This is a genomic window from Sphingobacterium ginsenosidimutans (assembly GCF_039536865.1).
GTDB classification, from domain to species: domain Bacteria; phylum Bacteroidota; class Bacteroidia; order Sphingobacteriales; family Sphingobacteriaceae; genus Sphingobacterium; species Sphingobacterium detergens.
This window is the reverse complement of record NZ_BAAAZK010000010.1, coordinates 280,594-300,602: the sequence shown is the minus strand read 5'-3', so window position 1 is coordinate 300,602 and position 20,009 is coordinate 280,594. Positions and strand designations below refer to the sequence as shown.

At 40.1% G+C, this 20,009-nt stretch carries 19 protein-coding genes; 1 reads left to right on the top strand and 18 read right to left on the bottom strand.

Translation table 11 applies throughout. The features are described from left to right. From rpmC to rplC, 9 genes are all read right to left on the bottom strand, one after another. Positions 1 to 219: a 50S ribosomal protein L29 gene (gene rpmC, locus ABFX33_RS26195; protein WP_108636200.1), complete on the bottom strand. Its 219-nt coding sequence runs from the start codon at positions 217 to 219 to the stop codon at positions 1 to 3. Between the two features lie 92 nt (positions 220 to 311). Then, complete coding sequence (gene rplP, locus ABFX33_RS26190) at positions 312 to 734, bottom strand: 50S ribosomal protein L16 (protein ID WP_046674870.1); 423 nt, start codon at positions 732 to 734, stop codon at positions 312 to 314. 62 nt (positions 735 to 796) lie between these two features. After that, a complete protein-coding gene (gene rpsC / locus ABFX33_RS26185) occupies positions 797 to 1,591 on the bottom strand; it encodes a 30S ribosomal protein S3 (protein ID WP_120333130.1) in 795 nt (264 codons plus the stop codon). Positions 1,592 to 1,602: 11 nt separating this feature from the next. After that, entirely contained in the window at positions 1,603 to 2,037 is a 435-nt protein-coding gene (gene rplV, locus ABFX33_RS26180) for a 50S ribosomal protein L22 (protein WP_077438121.1), read from the bottom strand. Positions 2,038 to 2,043: 6 nt separating this feature from the next. After that, complete coding sequence (gene rpsS, locus ABFX33_RS26175) at positions 2,044 to 2,310, bottom strand: 30S ribosomal protein S19 (protein WP_002997495.1); 267 nt, start codon at positions 2,308 to 2,310, stop codon at positions 2,044 to 2,046. Further along, complete coding sequence (gene rplB, locus ABFX33_RS26170; protein WP_172392283.1) at positions 2,310 to 3,137, bottom strand: 50S ribosomal protein L2; 828 nt, start codon at positions 3,135 to 3,137, stop codon at positions 2,310 to 2,312. The genes rpsS and rplB overlap by 1 nt, the downstream gene beginning before the upstream one ends. A 6-nt stretch (positions 3,138 to 3,143) precedes the next feature. Next, the gene (gene rplW / locus ABFX33_RS26165) at positions 3,144 to 3,434 is read right to left on the bottom strand and encodes a 50S ribosomal protein L23 (RefSeq protein ID WP_120261737.1); all 291 of its coding nucleotides are present in this window, start codon (positions 3,432 to 3,434) and stop codon (positions 3,144 to 3,146) included. A 1-nt stretch (position 3,435) separates the two neighbouring features. Further along, positions 3,436 to 4,065, bottom strand: coding sequence for a 50S ribosomal protein L4 (gene rplD, locus ABFX33_RS26160; RefSeq protein WP_104385214.1), 630 nt, complete (start codon positions 4,063 to 4,065; stop codon positions 3,436 to 3,438). Between the two features lie 5 nt (positions 4,066 to 4,070). Then, positions 4,071 to 4,688, bottom strand: coding sequence for a 50S ribosomal protein L3 (rplC, locus tag ABFX33_RS26155; RefSeq protein WP_104385215.1), 618 nt, complete (start codon positions 4,686 to 4,688; stop codon positions 4,071 to 4,073). A gap of 341 nt (positions 4,689 to 5,029) precedes the next feature. Between rplC and ABFX33_RS26150 the strand changes: the two genes are divergently transcribed. Continuing rightward, positions 5,030 to 5,500 (top strand): DinB family protein, encoded by a 471-nt coding sequence (locus tag ABFX33_RS26150; RefSeq protein WP_282250719.1) that lies wholly within the window; start codon positions 5,030 to 5,032, stop codon positions 5,498 to 5,500. Between the two features lie 214 nt (positions 5,501 to 5,714). Here the strand turns inward: ABFX33_RS26150 and ABFX33_RS26145 are convergent, their stop codons facing one another. The 9 genes from ABFX33_RS26145 to ABFX33_RS26105 all read right to left on the bottom strand — a co-directional run bounded on the left by ABFX33_RS26145 (position 5,715) and on the right by ABFX33_RS26105 (position 19,884). Beyond that, a complete protein-coding gene (locus tag ABFX33_RS26145; RefSeq protein WP_257094580.1) occupies positions 5,715 to 6,668 on the bottom strand; it encodes a helix-turn-helix transcriptional regulator in 954 nt (317 codons plus the stop codon). A gap of 137 nt (positions 6,669 to 6,805) precedes the next feature. Next, positions 6,806 to 7,222: a hypothetical protein gene (locus ABFX33_RS26140; protein ID WP_346089242.1), complete on the bottom strand. Its 417-nt coding sequence runs from the start codon at positions 7,220 to 7,222 to the stop codon at positions 6,806 to 6,808. A 109-nt stretch (positions 7,223 to 7,331) separates the two neighbouring features. Beyond that, positions 7,332 to 7,958 (bottom strand): response regulator, encoded by a 627-nt coding sequence (locus ABFX33_RS26135; RefSeq protein ID WP_346089240.1) that lies wholly within the window; start codon positions 7,956 to 7,958, stop codon positions 7,332 to 7,334. Beyond that, positions 7,951 to 9,912 (bottom strand): tetratricopeptide repeat-containing sensor histidine kinase, encoded by a 1,962-nt coding sequence (locus tag ABFX33_RS26130; RefSeq protein WP_346089239.1) that lies wholly within the window; start codon positions 9,910 to 9,912, stop codon positions 7,951 to 7,953. Before ABFX33_RS26130 ends, ABFX33_RS26135 begins: the two co-directional genes overlap by 8 nt. 753 nt (positions 9,913 to 10,665) lie before the next feature. Beyond that, entirely contained in the window at positions 10,666 to 11,937 is a 1,272-nt protein-coding gene (locus ABFX33_RS26125; RefSeq protein ID WP_346089237.1) for a DUF2264 domain-containing protein, read from the bottom strand. Positions 11,938 to 12,003: 66 nt separating this feature from the next. Then, on the bottom strand, positions 12,004 to 13,278 hold the full coding sequence (locus tag ABFX33_RS26120; protein ID WP_346089235.1) for a glycoside hydrolase family 88 protein: 1,275 nt from the start codon (positions 13,276 to 13,278) through the stop codon (positions 12,004 to 12,006). A gap of 113 nt (positions 13,279 to 13,391) precedes the next feature. Then, positions 13,392 to 14,660, bottom strand: a complete 1,269-nt coding sequence (locus tag ABFX33_RS26115; RefSeq protein ID WP_346089233.1) for a DUF2264 domain-containing protein — start codon at positions 14,658 to 14,660, stop codon at positions 13,392 to 13,394. A 169-nt stretch (positions 14,661 to 14,829) separates the two neighbouring features. After that, positions 14,830 to 16,590 (bottom strand): RagB/SusD family nutrient uptake outer membrane protein, encoded by a 1,761-nt coding sequence (locus ABFX33_RS26110; protein WP_346089231.1) that lies wholly within the window; start codon positions 16,588 to 16,590, stop codon positions 14,830 to 14,832. Positions 16,591 to 16,602: 12 nt separating this feature from the next. After that, positions 16,603 to 19,884 (bottom strand): SusC/RagA family TonB-linked outer membrane protein, encoded by a 3,282-nt coding sequence (locus ABFX33_RS26105; protein WP_346089229.1) that lies wholly within the window; start codon positions 19,882 to 19,884, stop codon positions 16,603 to 16,605. Positions 19,885 to 20,009: the final 125 nt, after the last annotated feature.

Below are 20,009 nucleotides of genomic sequence, written 5' to 3'. Positions count from 1 at the left end.
TTACGCCTCAGAGGCTGTTTCGTTTTTAGCTGCAGCTTTGCGTGCACTGATCTCTGTACTAATACGAGCGATAGCTCTGCGTGCTGCTTTGATCACGTTAGGGTTCTCAATAGCTGAAACAGCATGTGCAAATTTCAATTTTGTAAGGGCCGTTTTCTCCTCGACTAGACGAGCTGCTAGGTCCTCATTAGATAATTCTAAAATTTCTGAATTTTTCATGTTTTTTCAGTTGTTATTTGGGTTATCATCCGTTTATATATAGCGTTAGGGGTAACGGCCCTAACGCTTAAATGATGACATTACCAAGATTTTTATGCTTCAACGTAGTCTCTACGAATCACAAACTTAGTTTGAACCGGAAGTTTTTGAGCTGCAAGGCGTAAAGCTTCTTTGGCAATTTCCAAAGGCACACCTTCTGCTTCAAATAACATACGGCCTGGGCGTACTACTGCTACCCAGTATTCTGGAGCACCCTTACCTTTACCCATACGTACCTCTGCAGGTTTTTTCGTAACAGGTTTGTCAGGGAAAATACGAATCCAAACTTGACCTTCACGTTTCATATAACGTGTAACCGCAATACGAGCTGCCTCGATTTGACGACTAGTGATCCATGCTTGCTCCATTGTTTTGATACCGAAAGAACCGAAAGCTAACTCCGCTCCACGAGAAGCGTTACCTTTCATGCGGCCTTTCTGCATCTTTCTGAACTTCGTTCTTTTTGGCTGTAACATGTTCGTATACTTTTTAAATCTGCTTCTTCAGCAGGTTTTTGTTGTAATCTAAATAAACTCTATTAATCTTTTTTCGGACCACGGTTATTTCCACCACGGTTGTTTCCACCACGGTTGTTTCCACCGCGACCACCTTTGTTGTTACGGTTGTCACGACGTTCGCCACCACCTTCGTGGTTACCACGTGATTTTACACCTGATGCTTGACCAATGTTTGGAGATAAGTCACGTTTACCGTAAACCTCACCTTTACAGATCCAAACTTTGATACCGATTTTACCGTATGTAGTCAATGCTTCAGCTAAAGCGTAGTCGATATCAGCACGCAATGTGTGTAAAGGAGTTCTTCCTTCTTTGTATTGTTCAGTACGTGCCATCTCAGCACCACCTAAACGACCAGAACACATGATTTTGATACCTTCTGCACCCATACGCATTGTAGAAGCGATTGAAGTTTTCATTGCACGACGGAATGAAATACGCGCCTCTAATTGCTTAGCGACACCTTCAGCTACTAACTTAGCATCTAACTCAGGGCGTTTGATCTCGAAAATGTTGATTTGAACATCCTTTTTAGTCAGTTTTTTCAACTCTTCTTTGATCTTGTCAACTTCTTGACCACCTTTTCCGATAACGATACCTGGACGAGCAGTGTGAATTGTAACAGTGATACGTTTTAAAGTTCTTTCGATAACAACTTTAGCAACACCACCTTTTGCAATACGAACAGAAAGATATTTTCTGATTTTTTCGTCTTCAACTAATTTATCGGAATAGTTTTTACCTCCGAACCAGTTAGAATCCCAACCTTTGATGATTCCTAATCTGCTACCTATTGGATTTGCTTTTTGTCCCATTTCTCAATAAATTAGTTTTGTTCAACGTTTAATTTGCTATCAACTACCAACGTAACGTGATTTGAACGTTTACGAACTCTGTATCCGCGACCTTGAGGAGCTGGACGCAATCTTTTCAATTGACGACCTCCACCTACTGATACTTCTTTTACAATAAGTTCGCTTTCTTCCACTGATTTACCTTCGTTTTTGGCTTCCCAGTTTTTGATTGCAGATAATAATAATTTTTCTACACGAGCAGCAGCTTCTTTACTAGAGTGTTTCAAAATGTATAATGCATTTTCAACACGCTGACCACGAATTAAGTCTACCACTAAACGCATCTTACGAGGCGAAGTAGGGCAGTTCAATAATTTGGCATCCGAAGCTCCACCTTGTTGAGCTTTCTCTTGCTCTTTGCGCTGTCTGATTAAGACAGACTTTTTAAGTTTTTTTGTTGCTTCCATTACCTATTATTTTTTCTTTTCTGCGTGGCCTCTGAATGTACGCGTAGGCGCGAATTCACCAAGCTTGTGACCTACCATATTTTCTGTTACATAAACAGGGATAAATTTATTCCCGTTGTGCACTGCGAAGGTATGGCCAACAAAATCAGGTGAAATCATTGATCTACGAGACCATGTTTTGATAACTGACTTTTTGTTAGTTTCATTCATAGAAAGAACTTTTCTTTCTAAGTTGTGATCGATATAAGGACCTTTTTTAATTGAACGAGCCATTATTTTTTCCTTCTCTCAATGATGTAACGATTCGATGTTTTCTTCTTGTAACGTGTTTTGAAGCCTTTAGCTAATACACCTGTACGTGAGCGTGGGTGACCTCCTGAAGTACGGCCTTCACCACCACCCATAGGGTGATCTACTGGGTTCATTGCAACACCACGAACTCTTGGACGACGACCTAACCAACGTTTGCGACCTGCTTTACCTAACACTTGGTTAGATCTTTCATGGTTCGATACTGAACCAATTGTAGCAACACAAGTCAATAAGATCATGCGTGTTTCGCCTGAAGGCAATTTGATGATGGCATATTTACCATCACGAGCAGACAATTGAGCATAAGTACCAGCCGAACGAGCAATTGAACCACCTTGACCAGGATTTAATTCAATGTTGTGGATGATAGAACCCAATGGAATGTTTGCTAATGGTAATGTATTACCAACTTCTGGGGCAACTTTATCACCTGCTACTACAGTTTGACCAACTTTTAAACCAGCTGGAGCAATGATGTAGCGTTTTTCACCATCTACGTAGTGCAACAATGCAATACGAGCAGTACGGTTTGGATCGTACTCAATAGTAGCTACTTTTGCAGGGATATCTTTTTTATCGCGTTTGAAATCAATTAATCGGTATACTTTTTTATGTCCCCCACCGAGATAACGCATAGTCATTTTACCGGAGTTATTACGACCACCTGATTTCTTGTTGATTTTTACTACCAACGATTTTTCAGGAACGTTTGTAGTAACATCAGAATAATCTGCGCCTATTCTGAAACGAGTACCAGGGGTTACCGGTTTGAATCTTTTAACTGCCATCTTAAATTATATAGTACTGTAAAAGTCAATAGTTTCGCCATCTTTAATAGTAATGATAGCTTTTTTATACTTAGGAGCTCTACCAGATACGAAACCTGCTTTTGTGTAACGGCTTTTTGCTTTACCTGCTACAACTGCAGTATTTACAGCAAGAACTGTAACACCGAACATAGCTTCAACAGCTGATTTAATCTGGATTTTGTTTGCTCTGTGATCTACTTTGAAAGCGTAACGGTTTAATTTTTCCGTTAACAATGAAGCTTTCTCAGTCAAGATAGGTTTTTTGATAATTTCCATATTACTTAGCTAATGCTTCCTCCAAAGTTTTAACAGAATCTGTAGTCAACAATAATTTTGTTGCATTTAATACATCATATGTATTTAAATCAGAAGCAACAATAACTTTTGCTTTTTTCAAGTTTCTGCTTGATAAATAAACATTTTTATCATATGCTGGCAAAACCAATAAAGTTTTTTCGTCAGCAATGTTCAACGCGTTTACTAATGCTACATAGTTTTTTGTTTTGCAAGAATCAAATTGAACTGCATCCAAAACTACGACATTGTTATCTTGAGCTTTGTAAGACAACGCTGATTTACGTGCTACTTGTTTCAATTTTTTGTTCAATTTGAACGAGTAATCACGAGGTTGAGGACCGAATACACGACCACCACCATTAAACAATGGAGATTTGATAGAACCCGCACGAGCACCACCAGTACCTTTTTGTTTGTGTAATTTACGAGTTGAACCCGCGATTTCATTACGTTGTTTAGATTTGTGAGTTCCTTGGCGTTGGTTCGCTAAGTATTGTTTCACATCCAAATAGATCGCATGATCGTTAGGCTCTAACCCAAATACCGACTCAGGAAGTTGCACCTTGGCACCTGTTTCTTTACCTGATAAATTTAAAACTTTAACTTCCATCTCTACTATTTGTCTACGATTACATAAGAACCTTTAGCTCCTGGAATGGAACCACTAACAACGATAAGGTTTTGCTCAGCGTAAACTTTCAACACCTGTAAGTTTTGAACTTTAACTCTGTCACCACCTGTACGACCAGCCATGCGCATACCTTTAAATACGCGTGAAGGCCATGATGAAGCACCTAATGAACCTGGAGCACGCAATCTGTTGTGCTGACCGTGAGTCGCACCACCTACACCACCAAATCCATGACGTTTCATTACACCTTGGAAACCTTTACCTTTTGAAGTACCGACTACATCTACGAATTCGCCTTCCTCGAAAAGTGTAACGTCAACTACGTCACCAAGTTGTTTTGCATCTGGGAAAGTTTTAAACTCTACCAACTTACGCTTAGGCGTTGTGTTTGCTTTCGCAAAGTGCCCTTTCAAAGGAGCTGTCGTGTTTTTCTCCTTAGCTTCGTCGAAACCAAGTTGAATTGCCGAGTAGCCATCCTTTTCTTCCGTACGTATCTGCGTAACCACGCACGGCCCGGCCTGAATCACTGTACAAGGAATATTTTTCCCATCAGCGTTAAACAGGCTCGTCATTCCTACTTTTTTTCCAATAATACCTGACATGTTGTAAATTAATTAATTAAAAGTCCTTCGAAGCAGTAGGGCTTCGCTCAAGACACACTATTCCCATTAAGGGACTGCAAAGTTACAAACATTTTTATAACTGTCAAATAATTAGTGAATTATTTTTTTTATTTTCTATTTTACTCCGTTATCCGTTTTTATTCGTCCAATTACACAGCTCATGTTCCCCATCATTACAACCTGCACAAAAAATATAAAAAAACAATATTTCTATTTTTCTACTGCCATACAGCTGTCATTGGTTTAGCTAATTTTGAACTGTCTTAACAACGTAAGACACTTAGTATAGACTAAAATTTAAATACTTTAATACGATAATCATGAAAACAGAAATCATTTCCAAGAACGAATTACTTGCACATTGGTTGGGCCACAGAAATTTAACAAGACAAGCAATCGAAAAATTTCCCGAAGAAGCACTTTTCAACTATAAAGTAGAGGGCATGCGGACATTTGCCGAAATGATCCAGGAGCTCTTGGGTATTGCTGTCCCAGGACTACAGGAAATTGTCAATAATAAAAGCGGTGAACTTAATGAGAAGTTTAACTATACAACCAAGGCTCAACTGCTACAAGCTTGGGACGAAGCCACTCCGCAGATCAGTGCATTATTCGACGAGATTCCAACAGAACGTTTCTCCGAAGAATTTAACCTATTCGGCCAATACAATTCGCCGATCATCCACAGTATATTCTATTTCATCGATAATGAGATCCACCACCGTGGTCAAGGATTTGTTTATTTACGCCTGTTGGGTATCCAACCTCCATTTTTCTGGGAGCGTGATTAATTGTTGAATTTGAGATGAGAGATATTAGATTTGAGATTTGAGATACTAGTATTACTAGTCGAAGACATAATAATGGCTACCCGTCACATTATTATTGACATCTTAAAATCTATATAATATAAAAGATACTTGTTCGGGTTCAACTCAGATACCGGACAAGTATCCTTCTTTAGTAATCTCGTGATGGGGAACCCCAAGCCCCCCTAACCTCAGATTAAACCTGTTCGATTGCTGCCGCCAGCAATTGTTTTACGGTTCCTTTTAGCGATTCCGGCTCTATAATCTTTCCTTTATCAGCAAACATGAGATACCAACGGGCAAACCCACCTTCAACATGAATGCTTTCAAAGTGCATTTCAACATAACTATCAGTAACCACTTCTTTTTGAAATCCAAAGTAATGGCGATCCCATTCCATATATCGCGCCATCTCCTTGTCCACCTGGACCACCACTCTGGTTGTCGGCATTTCATGTTTCTTATTCAGGAAAAATGAAAGTTCAGGATGATCTTTCCCAAAATCGTCAGCAAGTATCCGGATATTGTTGATTCGGTCCAGGCGAAATTGCCTATAATCCTTTCGGAGTTTACAAAAAGCAAGGACGTACCAAAACTTACTTTCCACAAAAATACCGACTGCTTCGATTTCACGTTTTTCTGGAGTTTTGTCGGAGGGTTTGGAATAATAGATTTCCACGCATTTTTTCGCTGCTATACTTTCAATAAGCGTATTGGTTCCATGCGTTAATTTTTCATTGAATTGATGACGTTCTCCCCGTACCAAAAAGTTCTCTCCGACCAGAGCAACATGTTCCTTTTCATTACCTCTCAAAATAGCTTTCATCTTGAGCATTGCTGTCGTAAAATGGTGGGCGAGATTCTTGTCTGTATACTTTTCGACCAATTTCTCTGCGGCGACAAAACTCAAGGCCTCTTCGCGGCTAAATTGCAATGGCGGCATCTTATACCCCTCAACCAAAGAGTAACCATTTCCTGCTTCGCCATAAATCGGTATTCCAGCCTGCATCAGGGATCGGATATCACGATAGATTGTCCGTAGGCTTACTTCATATTTTTCTGCCAGCGCAGCAGCTGTCACCACAGGTTTTGCCTGCAGGTGCATATAGATAGCAAGGATACGGTCGAATCGTTTCTGAATGTCGGTCATAGGGATAAAGGTACGAGTTATTCCATATTTTTAAACTAAATGATATTGATTAAAAACAGCATGACAAAACAAAAAATCACGATCCAAATACATGGATCGTGATTTTTTATTACCAAAAGCCTCTAGAGCAGCGATGGCTATTGTTTTGTCCCTTGGAAGAGGTATACTACATCACCGCTGGCCTCAGCCTCCGTAGTGATCTGGATATTCTTATCATCAATTGTATAAGTAATTCCCCCCATAGGTCCCTGACCGGAAACATGGATATTGGAAACATTTTGTACAGGGAATGTTTTTGCTGTAGCTCTACTGTAAGCCTCTCCTGCTTTCACTGTTGCTTTCACCTTACCATCATCGACTTTGGTAACTGTGATAATCGCATTAAAATATTCAGCGTCACCACCGATGACCATCTTTCCTTTAAACGTGCCTACAATGGCATCTATTTTTCCTGAGACTATTGGCTCATTCTTATCTTTGCTACATCCGACAAAGATCATTGCAACCATTGCCACCAGGCAAAGGATCTTTAGGTTTTTGTTTATTGTTTTCATCTTTTGCATATCTATATAAGCAAAAGTAGAAATACACTGTACACAGGACAATACCACGAAATAGGGTAATTTATCCTCCTAATTTTAGGGTATCCCTGTTCCTAATGAATTAGAGCAAATTTTCCTTAAATAATATTGTCAACAGTTCTGCGGTATTTTTTACGGCAAATTTCTGAATCAGATTTTTCCGATACGTATCCACCGTCAATGGGCTTAAGAATAGTTTTTCGGCAATTTGTGCACTTGTCTTTCCTTCCGCCAGCAACTGCAATACCTGCTTCTCGCGCATTGTCAGTGAGGGTAGTTGTCGGGTTGGGGAGGCCGCTATAATCCGTTGTGTTGCCCCGCATAAGGCCATGCTACCTTGAGAAACTTTCTGAATACAAGTAATAATTTCTTCCGCATCAGCACTTTTCAAGATATATCCAGCAGCACCATTGGCAAGCATCTGTAGTATGCTATTGCGCGCCATATGATTACTAAAGCCAACGATGATCAGCTCAGGATGGTTCTTCTTGAGTTCGCCGCAGAGATCGATACCATTCGCATCGGGCAAAGCGATATCCAACAAGAGCAGATCTATCTGATCCTGTTTCAAAAAATCAGTCAGCGCCTGTCCCAGCGAAAACCCCAGTACGCGGTCGTAGGATAGATTCTCTTTTAAAAATGATTTGATCCCTTCGATGGCAATTGGATGATCGTCCAAGATCGCCAATGTTTTTTGCTGCTCAGACATATATTTCGATATTGACACTTGTTCCCGCCCCAGGCTGCGACAAGATATTCATTTTTCCATTTAAATATTCAACTCTCATTTGTACATTTTTAAGTCCCATTCCCCCTTTAGCTTCCCCAACCGCCTCCACATCAAATCCTTTTCCATTGTCGTCCACCCCGATCAAAAAGCCTTGCTCGTTTTGCAGGCATTGCACAATGATTTGATCGGCATTCCCATGTCGAATGGCATTGTTGATCAACTCCTGAATAATACGATAGATATTGACCTGCATATTCTCCGCAATATTGTTGAACAGGCCATTGCACTGCAACTCAATGGCAACAGCACCATGCTGCATCGAAGTACAGAGATCTTCAAGGGCCACCAATAGCCCCGAGCGTGATAAGTTTTCGGGCATCATATTGTGGGCGATCAGCCTGACATCCGAGATCATCTGGTCCAGCTGAGATTTTATCCCATCCAATACAGGCAGATTCCCTTCGGAAGAGATCTGAAGTCTCATCGCCGTCAAATGGCCACCAAGGCCATCATGCAAATCACGGGCAACCCGATGACGTTCCAGCTCCTCCCCTTCCAATAGTGCTTTGGTCACCCGAAGTTCTTGCTGCTGCGCCAACAGTTCCATATCGCGCTGCGTTTTCCTCTTATTCTGACGATATAAATAAACAGATAAACCGAGCAAAAACAGCAATATCAAAGAAAATATACCCAATATATAATTATACAAACGCTGATTTTTCTGTTGAAGTACCGTCTGCTTCTGTTCAAACTCCAATCTCATGATCTTTTCGTTCTTCTCGGCCGTTCTAAATTTGGTTTCAAGACCAGCTATTTCACTTTTATAAGCCGCCTGGGCCAAACTATCTTTAATGGCAACATGTTTTCCCAGCCATTTATAGGCATTGGGGTAATCCTTTAATTTGGCATAGGTATCAGACAAATCCTTGGCAAATTGCTGCATGTTACTTGTCATATCATAAGGCATATCCCGCATGACAATCTTAAGCTCCTTCAATGCCAGTTCATATCTTTCCAAACTAAAATAGATATTAAACTTCTGATAATGCATCATGCCGATCTCATAAGGCATATTTAGTCGTTCTGCAATTTTCAGTGCTTTCTCGGCAACCTCGAGGGCCTTCGTGAAATCATTTTTCGCACAATAATACATGCTGGCTGTTTCACCATAGTTTAGGTGAGCTACTGACTCCTTTAGCGTATCTAAAATTTGCTCCGATTTTAACAGATAAGATTTTGCGAGATTAAGTTCGCGAGATTCAACATATTCACGCGCCAAGTTTAGTAATGATATTGCATGTCTGTCTTTTGACAGGGGATATTTTTCATAGAGTTCAAGCCCTTTTTTAAAATAATAGATACCTTTTTCTGTATCGCCAATTTCCTTAAAAGCAAAGCCAATCGATTGGTAGGATTTAGCAGCTTGATTATAGTCCTTCTGTTTGATTGCTGCGGGAATTATTTTATCAACCTGGATCCGTACCATACCTTTCCGATCATCTTTATGATCGATGATCATGGCGTAATTCCACCAAGCCTTCACCCAAAATTCATAAGCTTCCTTAGTCTTAAATTTTTCGAGCATCACCGCAGCCTGTTTATACAGCTGTAAGCATTCATCAGTTTCACCCGCAGTCATAAAGATATGGGAGGCACTATAATAGGTGTATAGTGCTTTCAGGTAAGGCTTCGTTGTACACAGTTTCTTCGCTACCCCCAGATAACCTGTCGCCGCGACAGTATCTTTCCGCTCAAACATGAGATTATTTGCCAATAATAGCGCTGCTCTGGCCTTCACGCTATCGTTCTTAACGGTATTGAATACATTCCGTAGACTATCAATGGAACTGATTGATGCCCCCCCCTGCTGTAATGCAAAAATATATAAAAGCGTACCGCACAGTAGCATCGTAAGAAAAACAAGTTTTTTCATCTATTTAGTTTATTGACAGATTGGTCAAATTCCATGACACAAAATGCAAAAAAAAGATAAGATATTGCTGTTTTCCGACGACATTTTATACAACTATCCCAAACTATACCCTTGTTACATAAGATTTAATAATATTGTTGAATCCCAAATCCATTATATCAATTATTAAGATGCAAAACAACACATAAGACCAAGATAATCCGAGTCGACAAAGTCCCCTTAGCTCCCTTAAGATATACCAAAACTAAAGTATAAGACAGGTCTTCAATTAGGGGCCTTACTTTCATTTAATAGGGACTTTAGACGGACCTCATCCGGACTTCACCCGGACCTCATTCGGATGAAAGCGTATAATATCCCCGTTATACCCCTGTTTGATATCAGTTAATTTACAAGAAGTATACTAGTTAAAGTAAGCTTTTCCCCCACTTGTCTGTTAAACGAACCAAACCAATTATAAATGAATTTATGGCACGAGTAAATAATGAAGCAAACAATAGTCGAAGAACAGTCAAACCAGTACCGAGATTGAAACAGCCCTTAAAAGACAGTTATTCATTTAGACTGAAGCGATCCTCAATTCTATAAAAAAACGCCTGCCTCAACAAAATGAGACAGGCGTTTTAAAATCGATTATTTTAAGAATATCCAACCAAGGCTTTAACTCCTTATTTTAGGGATTTCCATGCACAGCATCCAATAGCATTACGATCAGAACTAACACATCGTTTGTTTTCATTTTTATTGTGTTTGTTATTTCTTCCGTTCTTTGTAAACATCTGCTCCAATAATATCCGGCGTCAATGTGTGATCTATAATCATTGTTTCACCATTCCACGCCTTTTTAGCTGTCCAACTTGCATCAGGGGCAGCCCACAGCGGATCGTTTGGCGGTAAGCCCAGAATAATAAAGGCTTCTGAGCATAAATATTCACTTCCGGTAGAAACATAGGTTTCGCCCACTTCTGGTTGATGGCCAGCAAAACCAATATTTAACCAACCGGAGCTATTAAAAGTTCCCGGCATTTCAATCTGTCTTTTTATTACCGTATAAAGCGCACATCGCACTTGAGCCGGTTCGATTCCTTTTTCTAATTCGTGCATATACGCAATTTTGGAAAGCAGCTGAAAAGCACCGAAACGGTAACTCAATGAACGTCCTACTGGTGGATAAGTCCCTTCAGGAGAGATTAAACGTTCTTGTATGGTCGCGTATCTTCTGGCGCGATCTAAGAATATAGGATAGAGGTTTGCTGTATCTAAATTAGCATTCTTCAGTTCTAGGCTAGTTTCTAAAAGCATCGGATGTATTACAAAGCTATTGTAGTAATCGTAATGAAAGTTAGGGCCGTCACCGTATATTCCATCGCCTTTATACCAGGAAACCATTAAGTCAATAGCGCTGTCCAAACGACTTTTATCAACAACTTTATCATATTTTAAGAAAAAGGCTTCGATTTCGGAACTAAATAACACCCAGTTATTACCATAGGCATTCATTTCGCGGGTTAGGTTAAATGCATTGATCACATTTTTCTTGGTCTGATCATCTAATTTACCCCAGAGTTGATTTGGAGACCTTAAAAGCGCCTGCGCTAAAAATGCAGCATCCACCAACGCTTGACTTTGTGTTTTGGGATGCTTTCTAAAGTTCATATAATCCGGATTATCGGGATCCGTCGCATTTTTTATACAGGCAATGGATAAATCGATATATTTCTTTCTCAACTTACCTTCGGCTGTATTATCCGGCCCAAGTTCAAGCCAAGGCGCCATTCCAGCCATTAACCGACCGAATGCTTCCAAGTAAGTACAACCTGTCCGGTCCAGATTGTTACGCGATTCGATCGGCATCGTTTTAACTAATTCACCTTTACTCAATGCCATTAATACAGGATCAGCAATTTTGGTAAGCGTTTTCACCAGATATGCCCGCTGTTGTAGACCATTATTTTCCTCTTTCTTTTGAGCAAATAATACCTGTGGCACTAATAATATGATAATGACTAACTTTTTATAGTTCATAGTACTGGAATTATTTATTTTAAAATGGAACTAGTTTCCCTCATCCGTTATCCATAGATAATTCCCTTATTGTTTGATCACTTTTTCGCCATTGAGCATTCGGTCATATCTGATCAATGCCTCTACGTAATAATAATCGGCATAAGTCAATGGCACATCTACCTCCGTCTTATGCGGAATAGAACCAACACTATGTTTCAATATATACCCCCCAGCTTCTTTGTAATCTGCTTTGTATGGTTTCGAAGAAAGTGACTTTAACATCTGCTCAGCTTTGGAAATGTACAACTGACTTTCACTGCCCTTTGTATATTGTGCCAATTCCAACAATGCAGAAGCCGTAACCGCAGCAGTAGAAACATCGCGCAGATCCTTTTGATTATAATACTTACTTTCCTTGGTCAGTTTATTTTGATCCATATCCCAATACGGAATCAGATCCTTTGGAAGATTGGGATGATTAAGGTAAAACTTAGCGATATTCCTTGCTTGTTCCAGGTATTTCTTTTCACCTGTTTCGCGGTACATCATGGTATATCCATATAATCCCCAAGCTTGTCCCCTTGCCCATGCAGACTCATCGAATGCTCCTTGTGCAGTCTTTCTCGATATTATACTTCCATTATCGGGATTATAATCTACCACATGATAAGAACTGTAGTCTTTTCGATAATGGTTAACCATTGTCGTATTTGCGTGCCGTATGGCAATATCCCGAAATCTTTTGTCTCCTGTCATTTTAGATACTTCGGTCAAAAATTCCAGATTCATCATATTATCGATAATAACAGGATATGTCCACGGTTGCCCGTCCCAGTTCTTACCACCATCCCATGAGCGGATAGTTTTTGGAGCTTCATGAAAGCGTGTTGCCAATGAAGCAGCACCCGTACTTAACACGCCTTTATATGCTGTAGAATCACCTGTTAACCGTAATGCATTACCAAAACTACAATAAAGCATAAACCCAAGATCATGTGTTCCTTTATTGTTTTTCTCCTTTTCTAAATGTTTTAATTTTCGTTTTGCCTCATTCAACAACTTCTCGTCTTTTGTATATTCATAAAGATAGAGTACTGTACCTGGATAAAATCCGGAGCACCACCAGCTAGATCCCCAATTGACATATTTCCCATCTTTAAAGGTGGTAGGAATATCCGACTCCTGGATGGACGAAGCTAGATAGTTGATCTGTTTATGTGCATCTTCAAGATTGGTTTTGACAAATTCTTTATTCAGTCCTAATTTGGCTGTTGTTAAATTCTTCTGACTAGAACATGATATTGCTTGTAGACCAAGCCCGATCATTAATGCTCCTGAAATATAGTGTTGTATCTTCATTATTAGTATTGAGTATTGAGATATGAGTATCAAGATTTTACTTATACAAGTCTAAGACCTACCTAGTATCTCTATTTTTTTAGTATTTAGATTATGAATAAAAGAACAAGGAATTAGTAACTGACGTAATAATCTTTTGGAAACTGTTCCGCATTCCAGCACTTCTGTGATGTCCATTTCTGTGGGGCACATGTCCAGAACTCATCCGTAGCAGGTAATCCTAAGGGTAGGAAAGACAACGATGCCACATACATTGATCCGGCGTTGGTATAATAGTCGGCCAAATTTGACTGCTGGTCTCCAACCACCCCCATACGCAGCCATCCCGACGGAGCGAAGGTTTTGTCAATATAGATGTGTCTGAGTACTGCAGTCAGGGCTGCCCTCACTTGACCTTTTGAAATATCGTCCGGTAATTTATTTTCTAAGGCTACGGTTGCCAAAGGTTGAAACGCTGCATTCTTGTAGGTAGACGAACGTCCTACAACCACATAGTATCCTTCAGGCGATATCATCCGTTCTAAATGATGTGCATAACGCTGCATGCGTTTATAGGCACGTTCATACATTTCTTTGTATTTTCCACCAGCGGAGATATTATGACGAAGCGATTCCACTTGCATACAATGGATCACATAGCCATTGTAATGGTCAAAGCTAAAATGTGCCCCATCACTATACCAACCATCGCCGACATACCATTCCTGATCAAATTTATTGACCGCATAGTCTATTTTCTCACGCGCGCATTCCTCGCCAGCACTATATAGGAAAGTTTCGGTCATTGCAGCAAAAAGTAACCAATTGCTTTCATTTGGTTTGATCTTACGCAATAGTTTGAATTCTTCGACAACCCTTTTCTTTGTTACCTGATCCAATGGTTCCCAAAGTGCTTTGGGTGCTCTCAGGAACGCAAGGGCTAGATGTGCAGCATCTACCAGTGTCTGCGATGAGGGGCCGCGCCATGTAAAATAATCTGGAGATTTAGGATCTACACCATATTGAATACCCAATAAGGCTTGATCACGTAATTTTTTACGTAATTTCCCTTCTTCCGTTCCGTCATCAGGTAAAGCCAGCCAAGGTGCCATGCCTGCCAGCAATCGACCGAAAGCCTCGAGATAACCAACTCCTGGATCTCTACTGTCAAAAGTAGGACTTACCTCCATCGGCATCTTTTTGCGCCATTGTTGTTTACTGATATTATCCAATATAGGTGTGGCGATCTTGCTTAGTATTGAAACCCAATAAGCACGGTCATTCCCAGCATAGCTTATACTTTCATCAGATAAAACACTTGCCTCCGCCCCTATTGGTAACGAGGCCGTCAATGCACCAATCCCAGCACCGCCCAAAAATTTTAATACAGATCTTCTCTTCATTGATAACGGTTTATAAATAATGTATGCTCAACAAGCACACACAAAACATTAAAAATCTTTATTTTAAAATAAAAAAACAAACGAAAAAGAATCAATCGCTCTAGCAAACGATTGCGTGAGCGATTGATAACAAGTTCTTTACAAAAGGAGAAATATCTTTCCTGATTTCTTAATCATCCCAGCCACTGTTTTGTGTCAATGATGTGTTTCGTTCCCGTTCCACTTGTGGAATTGGCCATGTATAAAGTTGATCACCTCGCCAGTCATATGGAGAAACAACTCCTCCCCATGCCTGTTTAATTCCATTTCCGGTGTAAAATGATGTTTCTTTCAATGTTTTCCAACGCAACTCATCAAAATAGATAACACCTTCGCACATCAATTCACGGCGGCGTTCTTCACGAATTTCTTTTCTGAGATCCTGCTCACCTATCCCTAATGGTAATTCTCCAACTCCGGCACGCTTTCTTACTTCGTTTACTTTTAACACAGCTTCACTAGGCTTTTTCGATTCATTCAGTGCTTCTGCCCATAATAAAAGGATATCTGCATATCGCATCACAATATAATCATAAGCGCCTGCCTCTCTATTGGGAATACCTGGGTTAGCTCCCTCATAAACAAACTTACGTGGGTAATAGTAAAAATTAGGGACAATATCCGTTCTCAAGTCAAACACACCACCAAATTCTTGCCGATATGGCCACCTTGAGGTGAAGGTTTGGTCTGTCGCGCCATTTGCTCCCACAAAAGTAGAATAAGGCAAAATCACGTTGCTTACTAACCTTGGATCTCTATCTTCATAGGCTTTCTTAAGTCGTTCTTCATTACCTGTTGGCAAATACAAAGACATATCAAGCTTATTTGTAGTCCGTTTCTCAATGTTCGATATTTCAGTAGCGGTCAAATTATTCCGTAAGAAAAATACCTCCCTTTGACCCGGTGCCATCTGATTATAACCTGGCAGGTAATCATCCCAATTAAACTTAGATCCATCTTTACGCTGATAGCGATCTATCGCATCAGGATGGACCAAATAGGTATTCCAATTGGATCCAAAAGCTGATCGTGATCCAAACCTGAATTGGTAATCTGAACCATATCCTGCCAAAGCGATATTTTGGATACTAAATATAATTTCAGGGCTTTGCTCATTATCACCTTTAAAAAGGTTTGCATAATTACCAAATAAGGTATGTCCCATATTTTTGACTTGCTCAAAGTCGGCAATGGCTTTTGCCCATTCTTGCGTATACATATACACCTTACCACGAAGCGCATGTGCTGCAGATTTAGTAACTCGCCCAAACTCGGCCTTTCCTTTATCATAACGATTTGGCAATAGAGGTTCATTGATACAATCCGTCAGATCTTTGATAATCAAATCCCAGACTTCTTTTTCTGTACTCCTTGGTTTATCCACCTTATCCCACTCGATTGGTTCAGTATAAATCGGAACTCCCTTATACAGTTGATTTAAGCGATAGTAATGGAATGCGCGCAAAAATTTCATCTCTGCAAGTAATCTTGCTTTCTTTTCGGGCCCTACAGGTGACACATTGGTGATACCATAGATCGCATTATTACTCCGGTGAACACCTTCATACAAATTTTGCCATGTAGAAGAGAAAATACCCGATGACGCAGTAGCCGTTGCATTCATCAAGGTTGAATTGTCCCTTCCCTGAAGGGTAACATAGGTGTCATATACATACAGCATCTGACCTAAACGCAAGCCTTGGTAAACACCATTTACACCTTGGTCAGTAAGATTTTCTGTTAGCCACATATTATTGGTTAATACCTGTGTTTTGGGTACGGTATCCAATAAATCTTTCTGACAAGCAGAAAACAATGTTGCCGACCCGATAGTTACTCCAAGCAGTATTTTTTTACTCCACAAATTATATTTTTTTATATTATTTTTCATGATCTTTCTATTTTAGAATCCAATATTCAAACCAAAAGCAAATTGTTTCATTGTTGGATATTCTGCTCCTGCACCAACTTCTGGATCTAATCCTGGAAAGTCCGTAAGCATCAGTAGATTTTCACCTGTAAAAAATACCCTTAAGCTGCGTACTTTAACTTTTTCAGTTAGTTTCTTATCAAACGTATAACCTATTTGCAAATTTCTAAGCTTTAAAAAATTTGCCTTATATAACCAATAATCGCTTGCTTGATTATTGATATTTTCTGCAGAAGTGCCATATTTCAATCTAGGGAAATATCCATTTTGATTGGTACGTGGATCATTTGGCGCCGCCGGGTTATAGAAATAATGGTCATCTGCAATACGAGTGGTCACCTGGTTACCAAGAATCAATACATTATTATTATAACCAATATCTGTCCAGTAATACTGTCCTCCGGCCTCTCCTGCCCAAATCATAGACATATCCAGACCTTTATAAGAGAATCCAAGATTGAATCCATAGATATATTTAGGATTTGTCGACGTACCGGTAAAGTACTGATCGGCATTATTTCCATAAATGCCATCTCCGTTCCGGTCGGCATAAACCAAGTCTCCATAATACATCCGTGCATTCGCACCATAGCTATCCGCAATGGCTTGGGATGAGGTTATAAAAGAATAGCCCGCAGCCTTCATTGCTTTTGCCCATTCGTAATCCTGATCCGTACGGATCATCCCTTTGGTAGGTCCTCCATTGATATTAACTGAACCATCGGCATTAAAATAACTACCATCACCTTGATATACCTGACGTAGATAGAATTCATCCAGCTGGTATCCCTCAAGTCTCCGGTTTACACCACCTGTGGATACATCACCTAAGTTAGTATTCCATACCATTTTTCCCGTTCCGTCATCAACCATACCTTGAACCAGCTTACCTTGGTATTCCGTGACTTTATTTTTATTATATGAGAAATTACCACCAATGTTATAACTGAAATCCCCAATCTTATCCCGCCAGTTCAGATTGAGCTCAATTCCGTTATTACGCATAGCGGCTTGATTGTAATAAGGACCACTAGCAGTACCCGCCGTAATTGGCATTTGTGCTGTACGAATAATATTTGACGTTTTACGATCGTATAAACTTAGTTCCACAGATGCACGACGGTTTAATGTTGCAAATTCCAATCCAAGCTCTTTATTCTCGGAATCTTCCCATTGCAACAAGTTATTGCCAAAACGTGACAATGCTAGTCCATTGGCTTGAGCTCCATTAAATGAATAACCCACCGAACTATATACTCCGTGCCAGCCATAGACATTCAAATCATCTCCGCCGTCATTCCCTAATTTACCCCATGAAGCCCGAAGTTTAATATCCTGTACATAAGGATTGACAGCTTCCATAAACGACTCCTTAGATAAGATATAACCAACAGAAGCAGAAGGAAATGTACCGTATTTTCGTCCACGCCCAAATTTTGAAGCCCCATCCCGACGTAAACTGAATTCTGCTAAATATTTTGCATCATAGTCATAACTGGCACGACCAAAAAAGGAACGCATGGAGTTATCAGATTCGCTTCCAGAGATACTGTTCATCTCCGTTCCTGTACCGATATTGGTAATAGTCGCATCGATCAATCCTTTTCTAGAAGCACTAAATCCGGAATCGTTGTAATAAAATTCATTATGACCAACTAATGCGCCAATCGTATGTTTACCAATCGTTGTGTTATAACGCAATACGTTATCGAAAGATTTTCTGTAAATTTTACCATAAGACTGTCCGGTCGTCGAGTTCGCAAGGTTAACAGGTGTCGATGTAATCGTCATGGTTGAAAAGTCATAGCGTGGTGACGGATCAGACCAGGTTTTCACTTCATCAAATCGGCTCTGGTAGTTAAATTTCGTTTCAAATGTCAAACCCTTCCAAAGTTTAACATTTGCAAATAAGGTAGCGTTGAGTCGTGTACGCTCATTACTTCCCTTATTATCGTAAAGATAGGTCATTAAATTGTTCAGCTGCGATGATTCACCGGAGCTGAGTACAGCGCTTCCAAACTTACCGTCATACATTGGGTAAATACCCGGTGTCGTTTGTCGCAAGAAATTATACAGATTGGCATCGGAAGCCATAGAACGGTCTTCTTTCAGAATAAATGTCTGTGTACCGACTGTCAGGAAATTGGTAACATCTGTCTCCAGATTCACCCGTCCTTCATAGCGCTTCATCCCTGTGTTGTGCATAATGCCCGGGTTGTCTTGTATTCTTCCGGATAGATTATAGCGGATATTTTCACTCCCTCCCAAAACACTGACGTTATGACTCTTTAACCAAGCATTCTCATAAATCCAATCTCCCCAGTTGGTATTGGGATAGGCGACATAATTTGGTATGCCCTGAGCGGTCACACCATTTGGATCAGCATTTGCAGCTGTCCAGGTATCAATAGCGCTTTGCGTATATGGACCTTTCTCGCCTATATTTTCTGCTGCTTCTTGAAACAAGCTCATATGCCTCAAATAATCGCTTAGAAATTCAGGCTTCGCGCTTGGTGTCGTTCTCGAAAACAAACCTGAGTATTTTATTTGAGGTGCTTGTCCGCTTTTTCCTTTCTTTGTTGTAATGACAATAACTCCATTCGCAGCCCGTGCACCATAGATCGCTGCCGAAGACGCGTCTTTTAATACTGATATTGTTTCAATATCTTCTGGATTTACAGCATCCATTACCCCTTGAATACCATCAATAATCACCAAAGCATCATTATTGTTCATGGTACCTGTACCACGTACGCGAATGGTTGCTCCATCACTACCGGGCTTACCATTGCCGACTTTCACCTGAACACCGGCAGCCAGCCCCGACAAAGCCGAGGATACATTCGTCACAGCCCTGCTCTCCAGTTTTTTTCCATCGATAGTTGCGACAGAGCCCAATAGTTTAGATTTCTTCTGTTGCCCATAACCCACAACAACAACCTCATCAATCGCCGAGCTGGCACTTTCCAACGTTACATTAATGGCATTGCGGCCATTTAGTACAATCTCTTGATTTTGGTATCCTACATAGGAAATTGATAGTGTTGCGTTAGGATTCACAGATAAGGAATAGGTTCCCGATCCATTTGTGGAAGTGGAGAGCGTTCCGCCCTTCTCCCGAATGGTTACACCTGACAAAGGTGTTCCCTGACTGTCTTTGATTTGTCCCGTTACATTTATTTTTTGCTGGGCATGAACTGCACCTACAGAAAATAGTGTCATAGCGGACAATCCAATTGCGTAAAACTTAGCCATACTTTAGGAAATTGGTTTTATAATTAAAAATGGTTACTTAACTATGTCAAAATTGAGCAAGAACGACGATTTAATAGGGTGATTTTTATAAATATTAAGGGGTAAAATCTTAAATTTGATGCTGT